General features: G+C 58.2%; 19 protein-coding genes and 1 pseudogene. 13 read left to right on the forward strand and 7 right to left on the reverse strand.

Annotated features, from left to right (window positions below; translation table 11 throughout):
• Positions 1-300 precede the first annotated feature (300 nt).
• From IVA82_RS10570 to IVA82_RS10590, 5 genes are all read left to right on the forward strand, one after another.
• The gene (locus tag IVA82_RS10570; protein ID WP_247384043.1) at positions 301-594 is read left to right on the forward strand and encodes a hypothetical protein; all 294 of its coding nucleotides are present in this window, start codon (positions 301-303) and stop codon (positions 592-594) included.
• A 1412-nt stretch (positions 595-2006) separates the two neighbouring features.
• Entirely contained in the window at positions 2007-2330 is a 324-nt protein-coding gene (locus tag IVA82_RS10575; RefSeq protein WP_247384044.1) for a PilZ domain-containing protein, read from the forward strand.
• Between the two features lie 8 nt (positions 2331-2338).
• Positions 2339-2602, forward strand: a complete 264-nt coding sequence (locus IVA82_RS10580) for a hypothetical protein (protein ID WP_247384046.1) — start codon at positions 2339-2341, stop codon at positions 2600-2602.
• 37 nt (positions 2603-2639) lie between these two features.
• A complete protein-coding gene (locus IVA82_RS10585; protein WP_247384048.1) occupies positions 2640-3689 on the forward strand; it encodes an HD domain-containing phosphohydrolase in 1050 nt (349 codons plus the stop codon).
• Between the two features lie 247 nt (positions 3690-3936).
• Positions 3937-4545: an integrase core domain-containing protein gene (locus tag IVA82_RS10590; RefSeq protein WP_247493287.1), complete on the forward strand. Its 609-nt coding sequence runs from the start codon at positions 3937-3939 to the stop codon at positions 4543-4545.
• Positions 4546-4591: 46 nt separating this feature from the next.
• Here the strand turns inward: IVA82_RS10590 and IVA82_RS10595 are convergent.
• Positions 4592-4780 (reverse strand): annotated as a pseudogene (locus IVA82_RS10595) (hypothetical protein); the annotation flags it as partial.
• Positions 4781-5177: 397 nt separating this feature from the next.
• On the opposite strand from IVA82_RS10595, the gene IVA82_RS10600 reads away from it, so the two are divergent.
• Positions 5178-5381, forward strand: coding sequence for a CsbD family protein (locus IVA82_RS10600; protein ID WP_247380750.1), 204 nt, complete (start codon positions 5178-5180; stop codon positions 5379-5381).
• 202 nt (positions 5382-5583) lie between these two features.
• Here the strand turns inward: IVA82_RS10600 and IVA82_RS10605 are convergent, their stop codons facing one another.
• Positions 5584-5757 carry a hypothetical protein gene (locus IVA82_RS10605; RefSeq protein WP_247380748.1) on the reverse strand — a complete coding sequence of 58 codons (174 nt, stop codon included), beginning with the start codon at positions 5755-5757 and terminating at the stop codon, positions 5584-5586.
• A gap of 1795 nt (positions 5758-7552) precedes the next feature.
• Between IVA82_RS10605 and IVA82_RS10610 the strand changes: the two genes are divergently transcribed.
• Positions 7553-7759: a cold-shock protein gene (locus tag IVA82_RS10610; protein WP_247380746.1), complete on the forward strand. Its 207-nt coding sequence runs from the start codon at positions 7553-7555 to the stop codon at positions 7757-7759.
• 32 nt (positions 7760-7791) lie between these two features.
• Here the strand turns inward: IVA82_RS10610 and IVA82_RS10615 are convergent, their stop codons facing one another.
• The gene (locus IVA82_RS10615) at positions 7792-7995 is read right to left on the reverse strand and encodes a hypothetical protein (protein ID WP_247380744.1); all 204 of its coding nucleotides are present in this window, start codon (positions 7993-7995) and stop codon (positions 7792-7794) included.
• A 705-nt stretch (positions 7996-8700) separates the two neighbouring features.
• Between IVA82_RS10615 and IVA82_RS10620 the strand changes: the two genes are divergently transcribed.
• From IVA82_RS10620 to IVA82_RS10650, 6 genes are all read left to right on the forward strand, one after another.
• Entirely contained in the window at positions 8701-9123 is a 423-nt protein-coding gene (locus IVA82_RS10620) for a M10 family metallopeptidase C-terminal domain-containing protein (protein WP_249815204.1), read from the forward strand.
• 239 nt (positions 9124-9362) lie between these two features.
• Positions 9363-10151 carry a type I restriction enzyme HsdR N-terminal domain-containing protein gene (locus IVA82_RS10630; protein ID WP_247380742.1) on the forward strand — a complete coding sequence of 263 codons (789 nt, stop codon included), beginning with the start codon at positions 9363-9365 and terminating at the stop codon, positions 10149-10151.
• A 16-nt stretch (positions 10152-10167) separates the two neighbouring features.
• Positions 10168-10497: a hypothetical protein gene (locus IVA82_RS10635; protein WP_247380733.1), complete on the forward strand. Its 330-nt coding sequence runs from the start codon at positions 10168-10170 to the stop codon at positions 10495-10497.
• Between the two features lie 133 nt (positions 10498-10630).
• Positions 10631-11011 carry an FAD-dependent monooxygenase gene (locus IVA82_RS10640; protein WP_247380731.1) on the forward strand — a complete coding sequence of 127 codons (381 nt, stop codon included), beginning with the start codon at positions 10631-10633 and terminating at the stop codon, positions 11009-11011.
• A gap of 512 nt (positions 11012-11523) precedes the next feature.
• On the forward strand, positions 11524-11787 hold the full coding sequence (locus tag IVA82_RS10645) for a hypothetical protein (protein WP_247380728.1): 264 nt from the start codon (positions 11524-11526) through the stop codon (positions 11785-11787).
• A gap of 791 nt (positions 11788-12578) precedes the next feature.
• Positions 12579-12833 (forward strand): hypothetical protein, encoded by a 255-nt coding sequence (locus tag IVA82_RS10650; protein WP_247380726.1) that lies wholly within the window; start codon positions 12579-12581, stop codon positions 12831-12833.
• Positions 12834-14246: 1413 nt separating this feature from the next.
• Here IVA82_RS10650 and IVA82_RS10655 read toward each other — a convergent pair.
• The 4 genes from IVA82_RS10655 to IVA82_RS10670 form a co-directional block, all read right to left on the reverse strand.
• Positions 14247-14546, reverse strand: a complete 300-nt coding sequence (locus IVA82_RS10655; RefSeq protein ID WP_247380725.1) for a hypothetical protein — start codon at positions 14544-14546, stop codon at positions 14247-14249.
• Positions 14547-14743: 197 nt separating this feature from the next.
• A protein-coding gene (locus IVA82_RS10660; RefSeq protein WP_247493288.1) for an IS5 family transposase occupies positions 14744-15501 on the reverse strand; the annotation gives its coding sequence in 2 pieces (ribosomal slippage) (positions 14744-15159 and positions 15159-15501; 759 coding nt in all).
• A 991-nt stretch (positions 15502-16492) separates the two neighbouring features.
• The gene (locus IVA82_RS48515; RefSeq protein ID WP_247380722.1) at positions 16493-17509 is read right to left on the reverse strand and encodes a 3'-5' exonuclease; all 1017 of its coding nucleotides are present in this window, start codon (positions 17507-17509) and stop codon (positions 16493-16495) included.
• A complete protein-coding gene (locus IVA82_RS10670; RefSeq protein WP_247380720.1) occupies positions 17506-17871 on the reverse strand; it encodes a hypothetical protein in 366 nt (121 codons plus the stop codon). Before IVA82_RS10670 ends, IVA82_RS48515 begins: the two co-directional genes overlap by 4 nt.
• Positions 17872-18188 lie beyond the last annotated feature (317 nt).

Genomic DNA, 18188 nt, shown 5'->3' on the forward strand with positions numbered 1-18188 from the left:
GCCTTAACCGTCGGGCCCGTGTCGCCCGGCGCGCAGCCGATCCTGCAAGGGTGGGGGCCCGCGCCGCAGGGGACCATGCCGGATCCGTTCCAACAGCCCGCGCCGCAGAGGTTGCCGGATCCCTTCGCCCCAGCCATATCGCGGCCAGCGGCGAGGACCGAGCCTCCTCGGAGGACCGAGGCTCCTCGAAGGACTGTTCGCCGAGCCCGTCCCGCGCATACGAAACACCACGTCGTTCGTCCGACGCAGAATCAACGGAAGATCGCCGAAGGAGAGGGATACAAGCGGGTAAGCGATCTGGTGAACTTCCCGAAGTTCTTTCCGAGTCTCGGCATCCTGTTCGTGAAGCCCGAAACCTTGCCGCTCGGACCGTTCCTGTGCTTCGACCGTAAGGACCGCCTGATAGCGACCGTATACATGGTTTCAATCAAGGACATCGACGATCACAAGGCGTTCGAGGCGCCGGCGTTCGCCGGCGCGACCGACCACGTCAACATCTACTTCAACCCGGGACATCCCGGAGTCGACGTCCCGCACTACCATTTCGTGATCTGGCACGTGACCAAGAAGGAGGAGGAGCGCGTCGCGAACTGACGCGGTCCTCGGCGAACCGGTTCGGCATTTTCGGCGCCGCCGCTTCAATCCGCGACGTTGAATCGCTCTGCCTGAGCGCCGCCGCGACCTCCACCTCTCGTCCAACCCTCGACGGTGTGATTGAGCCTGAAAGGTACCTGTAGGCCGGACATGCACTTCGCCGTTTTGCCATCCCGGCAAGCCATTGAAATTTCTTAGATCTTCTCCGCCCCCGAGCGCGCCATAAGATCGCAACTCTCGGGCCTTGGATCTCTAGGGTGTCTAGGCTCGTTGTCGGACCGTCGCCGTCGCAGGCTCGCTGGTCGAGAGCGTTTGGATGAAATCTTCCAAAGATGGTTGTGGCGCGGCTTGTAGTTTGTGGAGACATTCTCCAACTCCACAACGTAATGCGCTTTCGCGGGATCGTGAGCACGGATTTCAGAGCATCCACTGGGGTGAAGGTGGAGGGCGGGAAGAGCCATGCGGAAATCGACGCGGCTGAGCACAGAGGGAGGATGGTCGCGCTTGCCCGCAAGCTGCGGCGCAAGAGCCCCAAAGGAGGACGCCGATCGCTCCGCGCCATCGCGGTCGAACTGGAGAAGGGCGGGTTCGTGAGCGAGGCCGGAAGGTGCTATGCACCTACCGCTGTGGCTCGGATGTTGGGCGAGCTGTGAGCACGAAGTTCGAAGCGCTTGCAGGCCCGGTTGGCGACCAGCGAACAAAAAGTGCCAACGGCCCCTACCGGTCACTTGCAATGATCCTGTGTAACCAGAGACCGTGCTTGACGTTGCCGCACGAGGATCGGGCTAGTCACTTTGCTCCTTTTACCAGATCTCGATAGCGTTGGGCACCAATGCTCGATAAATAAGGCGAACCGCGTCCGACGTACAACCTTTGTTAAGAATTTCGGCGTGAGATTGCACCATAGATTTGTTTCAATCGACTCGGCTCTTTCTGGTCGAGCTCACGTATGAAGTTGCGCGGTCTGACTGGGCTGCTCCGTCGAGTTCTAATTTAGTTTTGCCATTCCTTTGAATCGCTTCCGACTGGGGGGAGCGACAACGACAGCTATTGGGCCACTCAATGTCTAAGGTCCTAAGATTTCCTCGACCTGATGAACGGAGACCCGAACCGGATCGTTTGCTCCAGGAACCATCTGCCATTCTGCCCAACATTGCTGCGCTGCTGTCGAGAGTGGCATCTCTTCAAATTCAAACCACCGAGGATCTGCGCCCGCCATCTTCATGCTCGATCTCGCAAACATGTGCATCCGATTGATCGTCGGCCAGATCCGGAATGGACTGACCAGAAAACAGCTACTGGCCCAATCCGCGAAGATCGGTCAGCTCCTTGAGACTGCGCGTTGCGAGATGCAGCTATAAGTTCCGGAAAATGATTACTTAAACTCGCCGCTGTTACTTCAAGGACTTGCGATGAGGTGGAATAATCGAAAGGCGACCCGCGTTCAGTTTGAACGCAAGCACATGGTCAACATCATCGGGGTCGATGGCACATGGCGACGGAGTTGCATCCTCCTCGACGCTTCTGAAATCGGCGCCAAGCTTGAGGTAGAAGGCTCTATCGACGCACTCAAGGCACAGGAATTTTTCCTGCTTCTATCGTCCACCGGCCTGGCATTTCGCCGATGCGAGTTGGTTTGGGTCAACGGGGCGCACGTAGGCATCAAATTCGTTACGGAAAAGACGAAGAAGAAAGAGCGCCTGGGAAAGAATAATCATCTCGCTCCTGCGCAATGAGGCGAATGTTGTCGGCCCAGACCTTAGATGACCAAAAATCCAAAATGCAGCTAGTCTCGTCGCGAACGATCTCCTTCATCGATGTCCCCTCTCTTGCAGTTTGTGAGGCCAAAGAAGCTCTGCTTCATGACCAGAGTGGAGGCTTCATTCTCTATCTGTCCGGCGCAGGTTCATCATCAACCATGGAAGAGCGAGTCTTCTTTCTGGAATTGCGTGAGGCGCTGGTGTGGTTGAACGAACCTCCTGAGGATCAAGGATCATTTTGGGTATGAAGCCGCGCGAGTAAGCCGCTCAACGGAGGCGGCCATTATGCTTGTACATGTTCTGGCTGACAATGCAGCCAAGTTGTCTGATCTTTGTCGCGTTCTTGACCGCAGATTTCGCATAGCGGCGGAACGGCTGGATGTCGATGCAAAGCTTTCGCAGGTGCCTCACGCCGTCGTTGTCCGCGCCGACCTACGCCTCGTCGAGAACATCGCGGCTCTCAAGAAGAGAAGTGCCCGTCTGACCAAGATCCCCAAGCGGATATTCCTGGTCGAAGAGCCGTCTCACGTTTGTATCTCGCAGGCCTATGCTCTAGGAGCCACGCTCGCGCTGCCAGGCATCGTCAATCAGGCCAAACTGTTTGCTGCTTTGGCAGATCCTGCAAACGCTGAAAGAGCCTTGCTAACTGGCGAGCCGCAGAGAGACCATGCGATTGAGGTCGCCGCTACTGCCATTGGATCAATGTTTACTGCGGTGTCCTTGGGCGAGCCGATAGATGTCATCGGGACGAAAGAAGCCGGGAGAAAAATCGCCGATCGCATCGCGGAGCGCGGCCTCACTGAATGGCTCGCGACCGTGCGGCGCCACCACGAGGGGACCTATCAGCACTGCCTCCTCGTTACCGGGATAGCCATCGACTTTGGGCTAAGCCTGGGCTTGAAGAAGACCGATCTTGAGCGGCTGTACTCTGCCGCCATGTTTCATGACATCGGTAAAGCAAACGTCCCGCTGGCGATCCTGGACAAGCCGGGCCGGCTGGATGACCAGGAGCGCGCAATTATCGAAATGCACCCCGTGGCAGGATACGATTTCCTGAAGACTCACACGGGTATTTCTAGCGAAATCCTGGATGCTGTCCGACATCATCACGAATACCTTGATGGCAGCGGATATCCGGACGGACTTTGTGCTGACAGCATCAGCGATATCGTTCGACTGCTTACCATTTCAGATATTTTCGCCGCGCTGATCGAGCATCGACACTACAAGCCGGCTATGCCTCGGACGGAGGCGTACAGCGTTCTTTCCGGGATGGGGGGAAAGCTGGAGAAGGCCCTAGTGGTTGCGTTCAAGGACGTCGCTCTGACCCGGTAACCGATAGCGGGCGGTCGACACGGAATTGTGAAGACCCGCATCAAGACGGCCCCCGTTGCCATTGCGACCGGTACACAATTCCGGTCACAACAATCCGCCGGACGGCTCAAAAAAGCCTGCATTCATGGGTTTTCCGACGGTGGCGATCCAGTCCTTTCCTGGGCACCATTTCTCTAAGCAATGCTTATGCAGCGCGCCCCACGAGGGCGTCCTACGGGTTTTGCTTTAGAAGACGCAGAAGCAAAAGATGCTCTCAGTTTCGATATTCGTCGGCTGGCTCCAGGCTTTTCCTACAAGGCGGCACCCAAGCGGCGACAGGCGCAGCCATCAGGATTTCGAATTCAGCGCGGAGAGCATTTGCGAAGGGCCTCAGCAGTTGGCGTTGCTGCAAGGAGAACGCCCTGCAATGCAACGGCGGCAGATCCTGTGGTTTGGGGTGACCGCGCACCCGACGACCGAATGGATCGCCAATCAGCTCACGGAAGCCTGCGGTTGGGAGCAAATCCCTCGTTACTTAGTCAGGGACCGCGATCAAGCCTATGGCGCGATCTTTGTCCGCCGGGTTCGGTCGATCGGCATTCGAGACCGCCCGACGTCTTTCCGCTCACCTTGGCAAAACGCCTACGCAGAACGGTTGATCGGCTCAATCCGGAGGGAATGCATTGATCATGTCGTAGTCTTCGGCGAACGCCATCTGCGCCACGTTCTGCTGTCGTACCAAGACTACTACAACGACACGCGCACTCATTTGTCATTGAACAAGGATGCCCCAGTCCCTCGCGGCGTTGAGTGGGCCGGGAATGTCGTCTGCCGCCCGATCTTGGGCGGACTGCACCATCAATATGGCCGGATGTGATTTACGGCAGGCACACCCGCCAGCACGATCGGCATCAAAGCGAGCTTTATCGCTTTGCAGGCGGCCCGCTTTTGTTTCCGGGCATTCCCTTGATGTTCGCCGGATCCTGCTCCTGGACCGACAGGTTCTGGGAGGCGGAGCCAACCGTACCTTTTTGGGCAGCAGGGCCGTTCTTATTGCCAGGAGCGCCGCTGATGCTTGCTCCTGAATTCTGGGCGCTTGGGGCTGTTGCCGTCGCGCCTGACATATCTGTGAGGTTAGGTTGGCCCGGCGGATGAGCAGCAGAGCCCGACTTTTCTTGCTCTCCGACGTAGCCGGAGGCCCCTGAATTCTCGGTCTTGATGCCCTTGTCCGCTTCACTCTGAAGGTTCTGGGCACTCCCTGACTGCTGGGCCAAAGCTGGTCCGATAGCGCCGGCAGTAACCAGGAGCACCGCTAAAGTCGACAGTCGCATGACCAATCTCCTCTGTAGGTCTTTACTCACTCACTCACTCACTCACTCACTAACAAACAAACGAGGAGCCACACATTTCCGGAGCTGCAGGAATTCTCTGTGCCGCTTAGCGCAATAAGGGGAGGAACTAGCCACGTGTCTTTCCGTTGATGATTCCGGCAATCAAAGGAGGAGCCCCATGGACTGGAGCCGCGTGGAAGGCAACTGGAAACAGATGAAAGGCAAGGTCAAGGAACAGTGGGGCAAGCTTACTGACGATGATCTTGACGTCATCAACGGCAAGCAAGAACAGCTCGAAGGCAATCTGCAGAAGAGATATGGATACGCCAAGGACCAAGCCAGAAAAGAGGTCGACGATTGGTATGGCCGCCAGAGGTGGTGAAAAGAAGCCCCGCTTTTTGCGGAGCTTTTCTTAAAGTGCTCACGTTCCGGGGAGTACGAGGAGGACTATCAGGACGGCCGAAGCTATTCGCGAAGGTTATTTCGAAGTCACCGGTTCTCACACTGGCCGACGGTATCGAATTTTACCAAGGCACTGTGGGCAATCCGCTCAGATTAACGGCTGATGCACGCGAGTGTGTTGCTCAAGAGCCGACCGGCCAGTCGGGCCCCGGGAAGCCGCACGGACGATAGTTCTTTCGCGGCATGGTCGGCTCGATGCGGGCGGCGATCTCGACCAGCTTGCGCGCCGCGTAGATGCCGCAAGAGCAGCCCCATTGCGGCGACGAATTCGGGACGCCGACGCGACGCCCGATCACGCTGACCCGGGCGTCGCCGAAGTAGATCAGCCACGCGGTGGGGAGCGTCCTTGCTGCGACAGCGGCTGAGGACGGGCATGCCGATAGGAAGGCGCTAAACGGATGAGGCCTGCAAATTGTCAATTGCTCGCGTGTCGAAAAGCTGGCCGACCACTGCCGCTCGTGGATGTGGACAATGGCCGGCGGGCATCACTGCCGCCGGCCATCGCTCGCGCCACCTTGGGCTGGGGGTTGATCGGCAGCGCTGACCGCAAGCCTGCCGAACGCCGATTAACAACCCGCTAACCAATTCGGGCGGGCTCTGGACCATTCAGCGGCTAGAAGTCGGCGAAGCTTCCTGGATTTCTCGATTGCCACCGTCGAGGCAGTTCTAAAGCCTAGCGTCTGCCTGGAAGAGAGGTAGTATTTCGATGGGGACACGGCTCGGCGTGAAAATCACCGTGAACCCGGTGCTGCTCTTTTCAAGGATGGTGGCCGTCACGCTCTCGGGTAGGTTCGGACAAATGACATTTGGTACCATCAATAGGAATAGCGAATGTCACTCTGAAAGTGTTCAGGCCCGTTTTTAAGATCAAGACGTCGCGGCCCCCGAAGACCCGAGTTTGAGTAGGAAAGTACAGTTCGGATTTCGTTTAGAATGTGGTCTGCGCTGGCGATGCGCGAGGGCTTCGCCTGGGTGGATCCGGACGGGGCAATGTCCGGTGCGCAAACCTAACCGTTCAATGCGCCGCCGCAATCAAAGCCTCAAATTAAGATTGATGTCCGCGCTGCAGGTTAATTCTGGAACTGGTCAGGCTTAGTCCGCTCACCAGGCTTCTGCGGGCTGAGGTTGATTCTGTTTCGCCGCGATGCTCGGAGGTTCATCCAAAGCAGCACTAAGCCTGCGATGATGAAAAGGATTGTCAGGAAATTCAGCAAAAGCGGGATCATGAAAACCGATGTCAATCCTGGTTGGCGGCCAATGCATGGCGCTTGTGGCCTCTTGAAATCTAGCGTGTGTTGCAGCCGAGCAATATCCAACAGCACCTTCTGCCCTCATGATGGCCTCATCCGGTCAGTAATTGACCAGCGACACCGGCTAGGCTCGGCACATCATTTCGGCGGGGCCCTGTGCCGAGCCGCCGCCGCGCGTCATACAGTCCGCGGGGTGATCTCGATTGCCTTCTGGGGGGCGCACGGCCACGTATGAGTGCCCTGAGAATCGATTTATGCTCGGTTCGGCCAAACCTCACGGGGGAAGCGGGGAATGGTTAGGCCCGGCGCGCGATCACCGGACGAAGACGCGTCGGGCCGCGAGCGTTTAGGTAGCTGAAAGCCGCCCGACAACTGGCGAGACTATCTCGCCTTGCTCGGTTCGCCCGCGGTGCGCACCAGGCGATCCGCCTTCACCAGCACTCGATCGTCAGCCGGCGGCGGTCGCAGCGCAAAGCTGACCGCGACGAACGCTAGGCAAAATACCAAGCCGACTGCCATCACGCGCCAGTGGGTGGGTCTATCGGCATTATGAAAGGATGGGACCATTTGGGCACCTCATTCTAAGGCGGTCCTCTGACACCATTCCAGTTGTAGGTCTGGGAAGCGATGAGGTTCAAAGCATGAGCCCGCCGGCTGGCCTTTTTGTCCCGATCTGTGAACCACTTCACAAACGCAAGAGGCATCGTCTGCTATTGGTGAACCATTGCTACACCTAAGCATCGCTTCGAAACGCCGCCAGCGCTCGAACGCTGGGAGTTTTTCCTTGCTCGCTCCTGCGCGCTCGACCTAAGCTGTTGGCATTGTTCAACGGGAGGCGGACGTGGCGACAGGCATCGTGAAGTGGTTTAACGCGACCAAGGGTTTCGACTTCATCCAGCCCGATGACGGCGGCCAAGATGTTTTCGTGCATATTAGCGCAGTGGAGCGCGCTGGCCTATCGGGCTTGGCTGAGGGCCAGAAGGTCTCTTATGAAGTCCAAGTTGATCGTAAGCGCGGCAAGAGCAGCGCAGAAAATCTGCGCGTTTGACGACGGCCGCAAAATTAGCGCGGCGGTTTTGATCACTGCACTTTTTGTCCGAGGTCTCTCAAGAGCGCGTGGAGAAAGTCGCTGGCATGGTCGTAACGCGCGCTGTCATCCGTGATTTGACGGGCGCGCGGCTCCATTATGCGATCAACGGTTTCGAAGCCGAGCAGGTCAACTCTGTCCGACCATTGCTGCAATAAGCTTTCAGGAATGTCTTCCGCAGATCCGAACAGCTTCAAAAGGCAATGTTCGCCCTCGCGCTAATGGTCGTGATGAGCCTTCGCAGCATAGAAAGCGAACAATCCACGAAAGGCATCACGGGAAACGGCAGGTTTTGCCATTGCAATGTCTCCGAAAGAATTGAGTTCTCAATGAAAACGAATTCTGAGGGCTGAGATGAAGCTTGATGGATTGCGACGACCATCAGCTCAGGTAGTTTCGCCCGCATCGAGCATTTGGGCCGTCCGGCTCACCATGCCGAAGCTGTCGCACCCAATATTCCGCCGCGGCGGCTTTGTTGGTTTTCAGGCCATGCTGGTCGGCACACAGTCGCCCCAGAACAAGCCGAGTCGGTATCGCTCTCACATTACTAACCGGATGAAGGTCATCGTGAAGGCATGCTCTTGCCGACTTGCCTAAGAGGCTTTTCCATCATCGCAGCCTTGATGCTGCTTTGGATAAATCTCCCGGCGCCGAGGTGAAACCAGAATCCACCTCAGCCCATCAGAGCATCGTGAGCAGACTACGCCCGACCAGTTCCAGAATTAACCTGCAGCGCGGACATCAATCTTAATTTGAGGCTTTGATTGCGGCGGCGCATTGAACGATTAGGTTTGCGCACCGGACATCGGCATCAAATTGCGCGCGCTGCTCAGTCGCGCCGGTAAGGTCCCTCGCCGGTGACCCCCAGCACGATGTTCCCGCGCCGGGCACGCAGTACACGGTTGCGTCAGGCATCAACGGTGCAGGCGACGTGTGGGGCGGGCAACGATATTATCATTGGCAATGGCGGTAATGACGTCATCAAGGGCGGGGGTGGCCGCGACACTCTCACTGGAGGAGCCGGCAACGACATCTTTGTCTATACCTCGATCGGCGATTCGCAGCCCGGGGCTGGTAAGTTTGATACCATTACCGACTTCACTCACAATGCTGACAAGTTCGACTTTTCTGCAATCAGCGGATTGAACAGCGCGGTTCAAAACGTAGCGATAAATTTCATCGCGAATTCGACGCCCACAAGTATCGCAGCTCACACCATCGACGTGGTCACTATTGGTCAGAATACGATCATTTATGCGAACGCCAGCTCATTAGCGGAGACGATCAACAACATCGCCGCATTGGCGCGGCTTGCTGAAGCCTGACAACGGTTGCCTCGTGCCATTCGACAGCTCCGCCGAATGTGCGCCTGAGCCGAACCCCCAAGAGCGAGAAAAGGATGTGGAACGAGGCCCGCCCCGCTGTGCGCGTTCGCGGGCATCTGGACCGAATTCATGCGCGACCGGGCTAGAAGTCCAGGCCGATACCGATTGTCACGTGTGGGACAGACAAGGAAGACAAGGCCGCAGTCAGCAGCTAAACTACGTCGCTGGGGGATATGATCATGCCATTCGAGAAGCCAAAACTATCGGAACTCCTTAACGAAAGCGACGTCGAGCAGAAGTTTGTCTTGCCACTTCTGCTTACCGAAAACCCCTACGGATTGGGTATTTCGAGCGAGAGCATCGTAACCAAGCGAAACGTCCGAAAATTTTTGATCGACAAGGGCACAAAGCAGAAGAGCTACTTTCCAGATTATCTTGTTGTGAAAGCAAACCTGCCGCTGCTGGTCATTGAAGCCAAAGAACGCGGTAGTGATCTTGATGACGCATTTAGGGAAGCACGTCTCTATGCGGCTGAAATGAATGCGATGTTCCCAGCCAATCTAAATCCACTTGGCCGTGTCGTAGCCGTAAATGGCGATCATTTGTGGGCGGGCTTTCACGATCAGGCTAAGCCTCACCTCGTGCTGTCCTATGCTGATGTAGATCCATACTCTGAAAAGCTGTCCGCCCTTTATGAGTTCTTGGGTCGCGATACCCTCGAAAGGGAGTACGCTCGCCTAAGCGCTCTCGTGAAACCCCAACGATATTGGAAGCCCCGACGGCTGGTCGGTGGAGCATCCGTTCAGTCCGATATCGTCGGCTTAAATTCGTTCGGTGCGACCCTTTCAGCCGACCTAGCTCACGTATTCAATCCAGTTCGGCGCGAAGACAGAGCTTACGTGGCGCGCGAAGGCTATGCAGATCAATCTGACCGGCGTGACTTCATTGAGCGCGTCCGACTTTCTCCTGCATGCTTAAACTCATATCAGAATGATCTGCCCCACGCCGGAGCGCTAGGCGCATTTTAGGAATGGGAAGTGATGTATGGTCAAGAAAGTTCAAGAAGCAACGGAACAGCAAACGCTGAAAATCCAACACGTCGATTTGCCCGAACTCGGCGAGACTTTCGCTGATGCAATCGATCTGGTTTTTTTCGATGGACAAACGCCCAGGATAAATTTCGGTGTGACGAGATTTGAAAAGTCGGAGCAAACCGCTCCAGCGATCGCGAAGCGATTTCCCTCTTGCCGATTGGTTCTCACTGCGGGGGCAGCCGTCGAGCTGATGAATCAGATCCAGCAACTTACAGCCAGAATGGTTCAGAGCGGTGTACTAAAAACAAGCCCGGCGACGGATTCGGAACACAAGAAATAGTGCCTGAAGAGTGAGATTCGCATGCGAAAATCCTAGGGTGCCCAACGTCGCTCTTTCGAGAGAAGCGATATGATTCGAACTTTGGAAGCGCCCGACTTGGTGATTACTTTGTTTTTAATATTGGGGAAATTGCATGGCCAATTTGTCGCCTGACGTCGTGATTATTGGCGGAGGGATTGGTGGTGGCACCATGGCCACGGTATTGGCCAGGAGCGGCTTAGAAGTCATCGTTTTGGAGCGTGAAACGATTTACCCTGATCGAGTACGAGGTGAATGGATTGCGCCTTGGGGCGTTGCCGAATTCAAGCGGCTTGGCCTTCTAAACCTCCTGTATGAGAAAGGCGCAATCCACGTGGAGCGCAACGTTCCTTACGATGAAGATTGGTCGCCAGACGTCGCCGAGCAGCGGGCGTTCGATTTCACTAAACTGCTGCCGGAAATTCCTGGCCCCATTTGCATACGGAAAAAGTGGTGGAGTCCATCCGCAAGGAAGTTCGTCGGCTCTCTGGGATAAGGTTAGATTCGGAATATTTGCTTTCGTTGCTAGAGAATGAAATCGTGAAACGCGAACTCATTGATAGCGAGGAGGGCGCCGCTGCATCGGCATATGTGAAAAAGCTTCAGAAGGTTTCCGCGAGGGACGAGGCCACAGCCAAAGCGGCCCCGTTAGCGTCTGCCGCAGAGGCGCCGTCCGGCGCCTAGTCGAGATCGGGCTGAAGGCAAACGCGAAATAAGTGCCTCGACACTCACAGGGGATAAAGACCATGAAGCTAATCTTCGGAGCTATCGCGCTGGTCTTTGCGACTACCGCCGCCCTTGCTCAATCTTCCCCGAAAGCCGCTAAAAGGCCGCCACCAACTCAGTTGAAGCCGCAAGCGCCGATAGGCTGCAAGTTAGTCGGTGCGGTCCGAGGCATCAAGATCTGGGCGGGCGACTGCATTGCAGCGGAGCCTGCAGCGGAAACCCCACAGCGAGCACCGCCACCGCCGCCTAGCATGCCGCCCGCCGAGAAGGAGTGAGATCGGGTTGAAGGTTAAGCTGATGTCCGACTTAGAAGAGCGCGCGGAGATCACGCAAAAGCGCGAAGCAACTGTCAAACAGCTTTTGCGCCGCGCGGCCAAGCACACGCGACCGAGTCAGGTCTTTTCAGTCGTACCTCACGGCCAAGAGACGGACGCGAACCGCGAGTTTGCGCCGGGTCGCGACTCGGACGCCATTGTATGGTTCCTCATCGCGCTCCCGCTGTTCATGATTGCTCACGCGATATGCCTGAAGATCGGCGCCATCTAGCCACGGCAGCAAGGGCGATCGATACCTGATGTATTGCCGACCCCGTTTTTTCGGCAGTGGACTTCTCTAGGCCCTGATCTCTGCCGGCAACGTGAGTTGCGCCTGGGCCGGCTTCTGCCACACCGCACTCCATAGCCAAGGACCGAAAGCGCATTTCGTCAGCAGGAGTTCTGTGAATCTGATTGGCTAACCACTCAAATTCGAAAGTCTCGTCTGGAGTGAGCGCAGCCAGAATGATTTGGCCGAGCCCGTTAGTACGGTAAGGAAAATTTCGCCACATCGGATGGTGCCACGGTTTGTAAGCACACTAGAAGGCTCCCGATCGCCGGCAACTTAACTCCGGTGTTAAGCTTGACGTCGGCGCTGCACGTTAATTCTGGAACGCGAAGATTTATGAACCTGCCCGCTCGGGCTCGCGGGTGGCATCATTGGAGTTGCCCTCGCCCAAAGCTATTTTGGCATTTTGCCTCGGTCGCCATGCCGCTGAGCTTTTGAAACTTACTTTGTTGCGTCCCGTCGAGGCACGTGCATCATGAGCCTGCTGTCGGCGGCGGCGCCGATACGCTCTGCCCCCGTGCTGCGGATTCATGTGCGGACCTCCGGCCAGCACGGGGGCCGATTAGTAGGGCCTAGCCTCCGATGTCCGCAACCATTGCTCCTTTACGGGCGCGCCGTGGGGGCCGGTTGAAGCACCATCAAAATCGCCTCGCGTGCGGACTGGCACTCCACTTGCTCTGCAATGTCCAATCCGTCAGACCCAAGGTGGGCCTGTTTCATATTGAGGCGAGCCGATGCAACCGATGCTCCGTTTCGAAGCAACCGCCCAGCTCCATGCGCTGATCTCCGACCTGCGACGGCGCGTTCAACTCCTAGATGCCGACATTGAGGAGGAAGAGCGCAAGTCTCGTGTCTTCAACCCCGCCAACCACTCCTACCCGATGCTGGCTCTGAGCTTGCGAGAACGTCGCGACAACCTGCAGACGACCGTCGCCACCCTGCAAAAGCAACTGACCATCCTCCCACCGGCATCGGAGCGCGCCGCCTGAGGCCGTTTACCCCGGGTCGCCAGCAATCAACGGACTGCACATGCGGCGTCCATGAATTCGGCGATGCAAGCACTCAGCGGCAGCGCTTCCTCAACCGACGGTCAAAACTATCCATGATACGGATGCGGCAAAGAGTGCTTGCGAGCTGATGCCGAGCGGCCACTTAAGCCTCCGCTTCGTGTGGGCCCATCCATGAAAACGTTGCAAGGTCGTCAGGGGCTGCCTCGGAAGCATCCTGTGCACGACCCGTAAGGGGTCGGGCGTCATCCCTGCAAGGGCGCCGAGCACGATTACTCCAATCGTTGCGGGTGTCGCGAAAAGCCAAATTGCTATCAATAGACCCGCGCACGCATCCAAGCCGATAAGGGTCAAATCGAGAAAAAGCCTCGGATCCGCTAGCAGGCGGCGGTTGTTGGCGCCATGCTTTAACATCATCGCTCGAAGTGGATAATCCCAATGCGGGATTGCATCGATCGCAAAGTGGCTTGCGAAGGCCGCGACAGCAACCAGGACTGGGTGCCACGGGAACAGACTAGCGATGGCGCCGCCGACAACTGCGTGAGTGCTTAAGATCATATCTCCTCTCGTTGCTTGGGCGGTATGATTCCGGCCCAGAAGCTAAGATAACGCTAGGCATCTCGCGCCGCTGCGCTGCGCCTCAGGAACGTATAGCGTCAATCGCGTGGGCGATCAGGATTGCAACGCTGACCGCGATGATGATGACTACCAGCCAACTGATCACGTTCGTCTCCATCCGCGCCATGGAGTGAACGCGCTCAATCGCGTACAGTCAAAAACAACCCGCAGGAAAGCTTAATTTCGGCGCTGGGCTGAGGATTCAAGGCAACTCTTGCGGCCGCAGTCGGCCCTATCGGCGGAATGCCAGTAGGAGAAGAACACCGACAACGCACGCCGCGAGCGAGAGTAAGACAATACCCACGGCACCCCCGACTCATTAGGGATTGGGATTAGACGTTATACCATGCGACAGGCCAAGCACCCCAGGTGGCACGTTGTCGTCGCTTGTCATTAGAAAGAGAAATCCCAGCCGTGAACCGCCACCCTAACACCTCGGCGAGGTTTCATCACACGGTCGAGCAAGTGACGTTCAACTTGGGAACGTCACTCCCGGCACGGCCGCCGATATAGACCTTTGCGCGGGTTCCGCACAAATCCGCTGCCTGGAATCGCCACTCGCAGCCTGCCGTCGCATCAGCTACATTGCTCCCATGCACCGCGAGATCAAAGAGATTCTCATCGGGTCAGCTGGCATAATCTTGCTCGGCGTAGCCATCATTTCCTCGCCTCAATTTGCCCGTTTAATTGAGCTGTATTTCTTTCGCTACGTTCAAATGGGTTGGGATCTACTGCGCTCTCTAGAGACTCCCTAAGAGAGGTCTGCCAGCCGACGCACTAACGCACTGAACGCAGATAACGATCTGGCCGGTTGGCTTGGTCCATCTCAGCGCAGGCCTTCGCCAACGCTTCCGCGGTATGCTTCGCCTTGAAGTTCTCCCATGCGACCTTGAAGCGGCCCTTCGCTTCATCGAGCGAGCCGGCGTCCCCAAAAGGCGGTCCGGGAAGTGTCACGACGCAGGTCCACAGCCAGAGCCCGGGAGAGCGTTCGGTCGCGTAGACGATGCGGCCGACTAGCTGCCGGTCCTCGTGGACCGTGTAGTCATCAGGGCCGATCTTCCGGAGGGTAAGAGGCATTGCGGTTGCCGTTGGCTAGAAGCGAACTAAACCCCGGCAGCTAAAATAGTGCCAGGCAAACCTCTCCGGACAGGCCATATGGACGACACTCCGAAGGGGTGCCTCTTTCGGGCAGTCATCATTCTCGGCCGTCGAGCGTAGGATTGCGCGGCCTCCGGGCTCCAAAGCCCCCAGCCCCTGCTAGGACCGATCGACATTCATTGCATCCAGATCATGGCGGCTGCGAGATGGATGAAGCCGGTAAAGCTCGCGGTTCGCCTGTCATAACGGGTAGCGAAGCGCCGGAAGTGTTTGAGCTGGTAGAAGCAGCGCTCGATGCGGTTGCGCTGTTTGTAGGCGTCGGCGTCGTGCGGAATGATGATCCTGCGGGTGCGGTTTGACGGGATCACCGCCGTTGCGCCGATCCCGGCGATGATCGCGCGCAGGGCGTTGCTGTCATAGGCTTTGTCGGCGAGCACTGCATCGCCGCTTTGCCCGTCGAGCAGCGCAGGCGCCTGGGTGATGTCGCCAACCTGTCCGGCCGTGACGATGAAGCGGAGCGGCCGGCCGAGCGCATCAGCCAGCATGTGGATCTTGGTGGTCAGTCCGCCTCGGGAGCGCCCCAGCGCCTGATCTTTGGCCCCCCTTTTCCGCTTGCGGCCTGCTGGTGGGCGCGAACAATGGTGCTATCGATCATCAGATACTGGTTGTCGCGATCGGCGGTCAGCGCGGCGAATACCCGCTCCCAGACGCCGGCATGGCACCAGCGGCTGAAGCGCTGGTGCACGGTCTTCCACTTGCCGTACCGCTCCGGCAGGTCGCACCAGTGCGCGCCCGACCGTAACACCCACAAACATCCGTTCACGAAAAGACGGTTATCCGCAGCTGACCGTCCCGGGTCGCCAGCCTTGCCCGGCAGTAATGGCGAAATCTTCGCCCATTGCGTCTCGTTCAACTCGTATCGCTTCGCCGCCATCATCCGCTCCGTGTCGAATCATGGAGCTCTATGAATCAGCGATCAAACCGATTGGGAATCCTGAATGTCGATCGGCCCTAGTTCGCGGACGATATGAAATCGACGAGCGCGCCGACAATTGGTCGGCGCGTCTCAATTCAAAGACTACTACACCAAAAAGAGTGAGAGCCGGTGTCTGAATTGGGTTAGAGGCGGCGGTCGGTCGCTGAGTGGGACGACTTCTGCTCTACCTCCCACTCCAGACATTTCGCTGCGGTGTGCCAACCAACCCAATGGGCCAAAACCTGGCCTGAAAGGCCTTCCATATGCGCCTCGGCCGCCGGCTCCGGATCCCGAGGGCGAGCTTCCGTGATGCGCCAACCGCCGCCTGAACGCTCAACAACAGCTTGCGAAAAGATGTCTAGACCGGGCATCCGCTCGGCCAAGCGCTTCGTCCGTTCCGCCCAGTCGCGACCGCTGGTAGGAGGATCGGCGATCGAGCTGCCGGGCTGATCGGGGCGGGCCGAGGGTGGGAATCTAAGGCCTCTTCGCGCAAGTTCTCAGCGCGGGTGACGGAACTAGCGGAATCAGAACACCCCGATCAGTACGAAAAATGCGACCTCGATCAGGAACGTGGCCGTCATGACGGCAACGGTGCAGAACGCCTCGCCCGGCGAAAACGAATTCATGGCGTGCCTCGCACATTTTGCGAAGCCCCGAGCCTGCCGGGTCAATTCACCGAGATCCGGAAAGGTTTCGGTTCCGAGAAGGATACCGACCTTCGTCCAGAGCCGGTGCCAAGCCTTGCCGCACCCGGCAATGGCCCTGACGAAGACCCTGTCGTCGGCGGAAATGCGGCTTGGGGCGGCGAGGACCGTCCGATGCGGGTGGTTTTTGCAGCTAGACCCCTGCAACACGCGCGGAATGTGAGGCTCTGGCAGCGGGACGTCCGTCCGGAAAAGAGGACGGAATTCGTCGATGAGAATTACGCGACTTGTGCCGGCCTGTCCGTTCAACCTGCTGCGGTGATCCAGTCGATGCGGCCGGATGTCATGTACACGATCGCGCCGCGCTGTGCGCCCAAGACATGAAGATACTGACCGAGTTGCTCCCGATAGGCCAGGCGGTTTCGTCCGCTCGTCGCAACGTCGCTTTTCCAATCGAACACGACCAGATCGCCGTCGTCTGCCAGGGCGACCGCATCGGCGCGCCCGGAAATCAGTTCGCCGGCACCCGCGGTCGTTGCGCCGTACAACGGCACTTCCGGAACGAACCGATGAATGAACGGCTGCAATTCGGGCAGGGTGAATGTGCGGAGGGCGGTGTCCGCCATCTCGCCGGGATCGGGCTTGCCGGTTGCCGTCGCGTCCGTGGCGAGTTGTCGACAAAGGAGGTGAGCCCGCTCTCTCATTTCGCCGGCTTTCGCGGCGAGCTCTCTGGTCGCCAGCTCCTCCATGAGTTTGTGCAGAATGACGCCGCGCAGGCGACTGCCTTGGATCAGCACCGGGGCGTCGAGCGCCGCGTCTTCGGCGGAATCCGGGGGCTGGGTCGGCAGGACATCCGGGTCGCTCTCGCTGGGTTTGGTCCATGCGATCGGTGGAAAGCCTCGCTCGATCCGCGACTGTTCTTCGGCGAAGACCTCCGCCGACTGTCGATTCTCGCTCGACTTAGGTGCGGCGACGACGGCGCGCCGAAGCTTCGAGACGTCCAGTTCGGGGATGTCGTCGAGCCCGAAGTCGAGCTGTTTCGCCCAGGACCTCTCGTCGCACCAGGAGAAGTCGGGAATGACGAGCAATTCCATGGCGCGCGTGCAAGCCACGTAGAGCAGCCGAAGGTTCTCGTCACGCTTTTCCCGGTTCTCTCCTTGCAGCGCGCTCTGCAGCGTGGGCGGCGTCACCTGGCCGAGCGCCCAGTGCAGGCTCTCGTCGCTCCGGCGGTACACAAAGGGTTCGGGCGGGCGGGGCATCGAAGCCCGGTTGATAGGAATGACGACCGGCCACTCAAGGCCTTTAGAGCTATGGACCGTCACGATCTCGATGGATCGGCCGCGCTTTCATGAGGGACTCGAGCAGGCGTGTCGCGACCTTGTGCATCCGGCCGGCTATCCGGAATCGTGCGCTTGAGCCGGCGCTCGCAGCGCGACATGAGGGGAATCAGGAGCCTGTCCACGGCACGCTTGTCGCCGGACAGTCGTGCCTCGCGGACCAGATGGACCAAGCATTCGCTCGACATGTAAGCGGAATCGGCCGGATCGCGGATATTGGCCCGCCGCAACTGCTCCTCGGGTTTCTGCCCCAAGGCCTCATCGATGCTGGCCTCAATTTCAGGAGGGCGCCAAAACACGAGCTTAAGGAGCGCATCATGGCCGGCATCGACGACGTCAATCGCCACCCGGTTGTCCACACTTGGTCCTACCGACTCGCCGAGGCTGCCTGATATGATTCGAACCACGAAAACGCTGACCTAGATGACGCGCCGGCTTGCGGACCCGATGCTCCGGCTCCAGTAGGGGTGGCGACGCGCTCGAGGACCTCGAAGAACATTTCCGCTCATCTCGGGGAGCCGGCCCGAAGAACGAATGAGCGGCTAGGCCGCCCTAGCGAACGAGTGCTGCTTCTGCCGTAGGTACTTGGTGATCTGCGCCAGCGACATCGCGTTCAGCACCCGGTCCGCGGGCACGCCGCCCTTGCGGGCCATCTCGACGCCCC

The sequence above is a fragment of the Bradyrhizobium sp. 142 genome (assembly GCF_023074015.1).
Taxonomy (GTDB): Bacteria; Pseudomonadota; Alphaproteobacteria; order Rhizobiales; family Xanthobacteraceae; genus Bradyrhizobium.

Coding starts and splice junctions, on each gene's coding strand:
- IVA82_RS10575 (WP_247384044.1), top strand. CDS start 2,007: ATGAGGTGGAATAATCGAAAGGCGACCCGCGTTCAGTTTGAACGCAAG.
- IVA82_RS10585 (WP_247384048.1), top strand. CDS start 2,640: ATGCTTGTACATGTTCTGGCTGACAATGCAGCCAAGTTGTCTGATCTT.
- IVA82_RS10590 (WP_247493287.1), top strand. CDS start 3,937: ATGCTCTCAGTTTCGATATTCGTCGGCTGGCTCCAGGCTTTTCCTACA.
- IVA82_RS10600 (WP_247380750.1), top strand. CDS start 5,178: ATGGACTGGAGCCGCGTGGAAGGCAACTGGAAACAGATGAAAGGCAAG.
- IVA82_RS10630 (WP_247380742.1), top strand. CDS start 9,363: ATGCCATTCGAGAAGCCAAAACTATCGGAACTCCTTAACGAAAGCGAC.
- IVA82_RS10635 (WP_247380733.1), top strand. CDS start 10,168: ATGGTCAAGAAAGTTCAAGAAGCAACGGAACAGCAAACGCTGAAAATC.
- IVA82_RS10640 (WP_247380731.1), top strand. CDS start 10,631: ATGGCCAATTTGTCGCCTGACGTCGTGATTATTGGCGGAGGGATTGGT.
- IVA82_RS10650 (WP_247380726.1), top strand. CDS start 12,579: ATGCAACCGATGCTCCGTTTCGAAGCAACCGCCCAGCTCCATGCGCTG.
- IVA82_RS10655 (WP_247380725.1), bottom strand. CDS start 14,546: ATGCCTCTTACCCTCCGGAAGATCGGCCCTGATGACTACACGGTCCAC.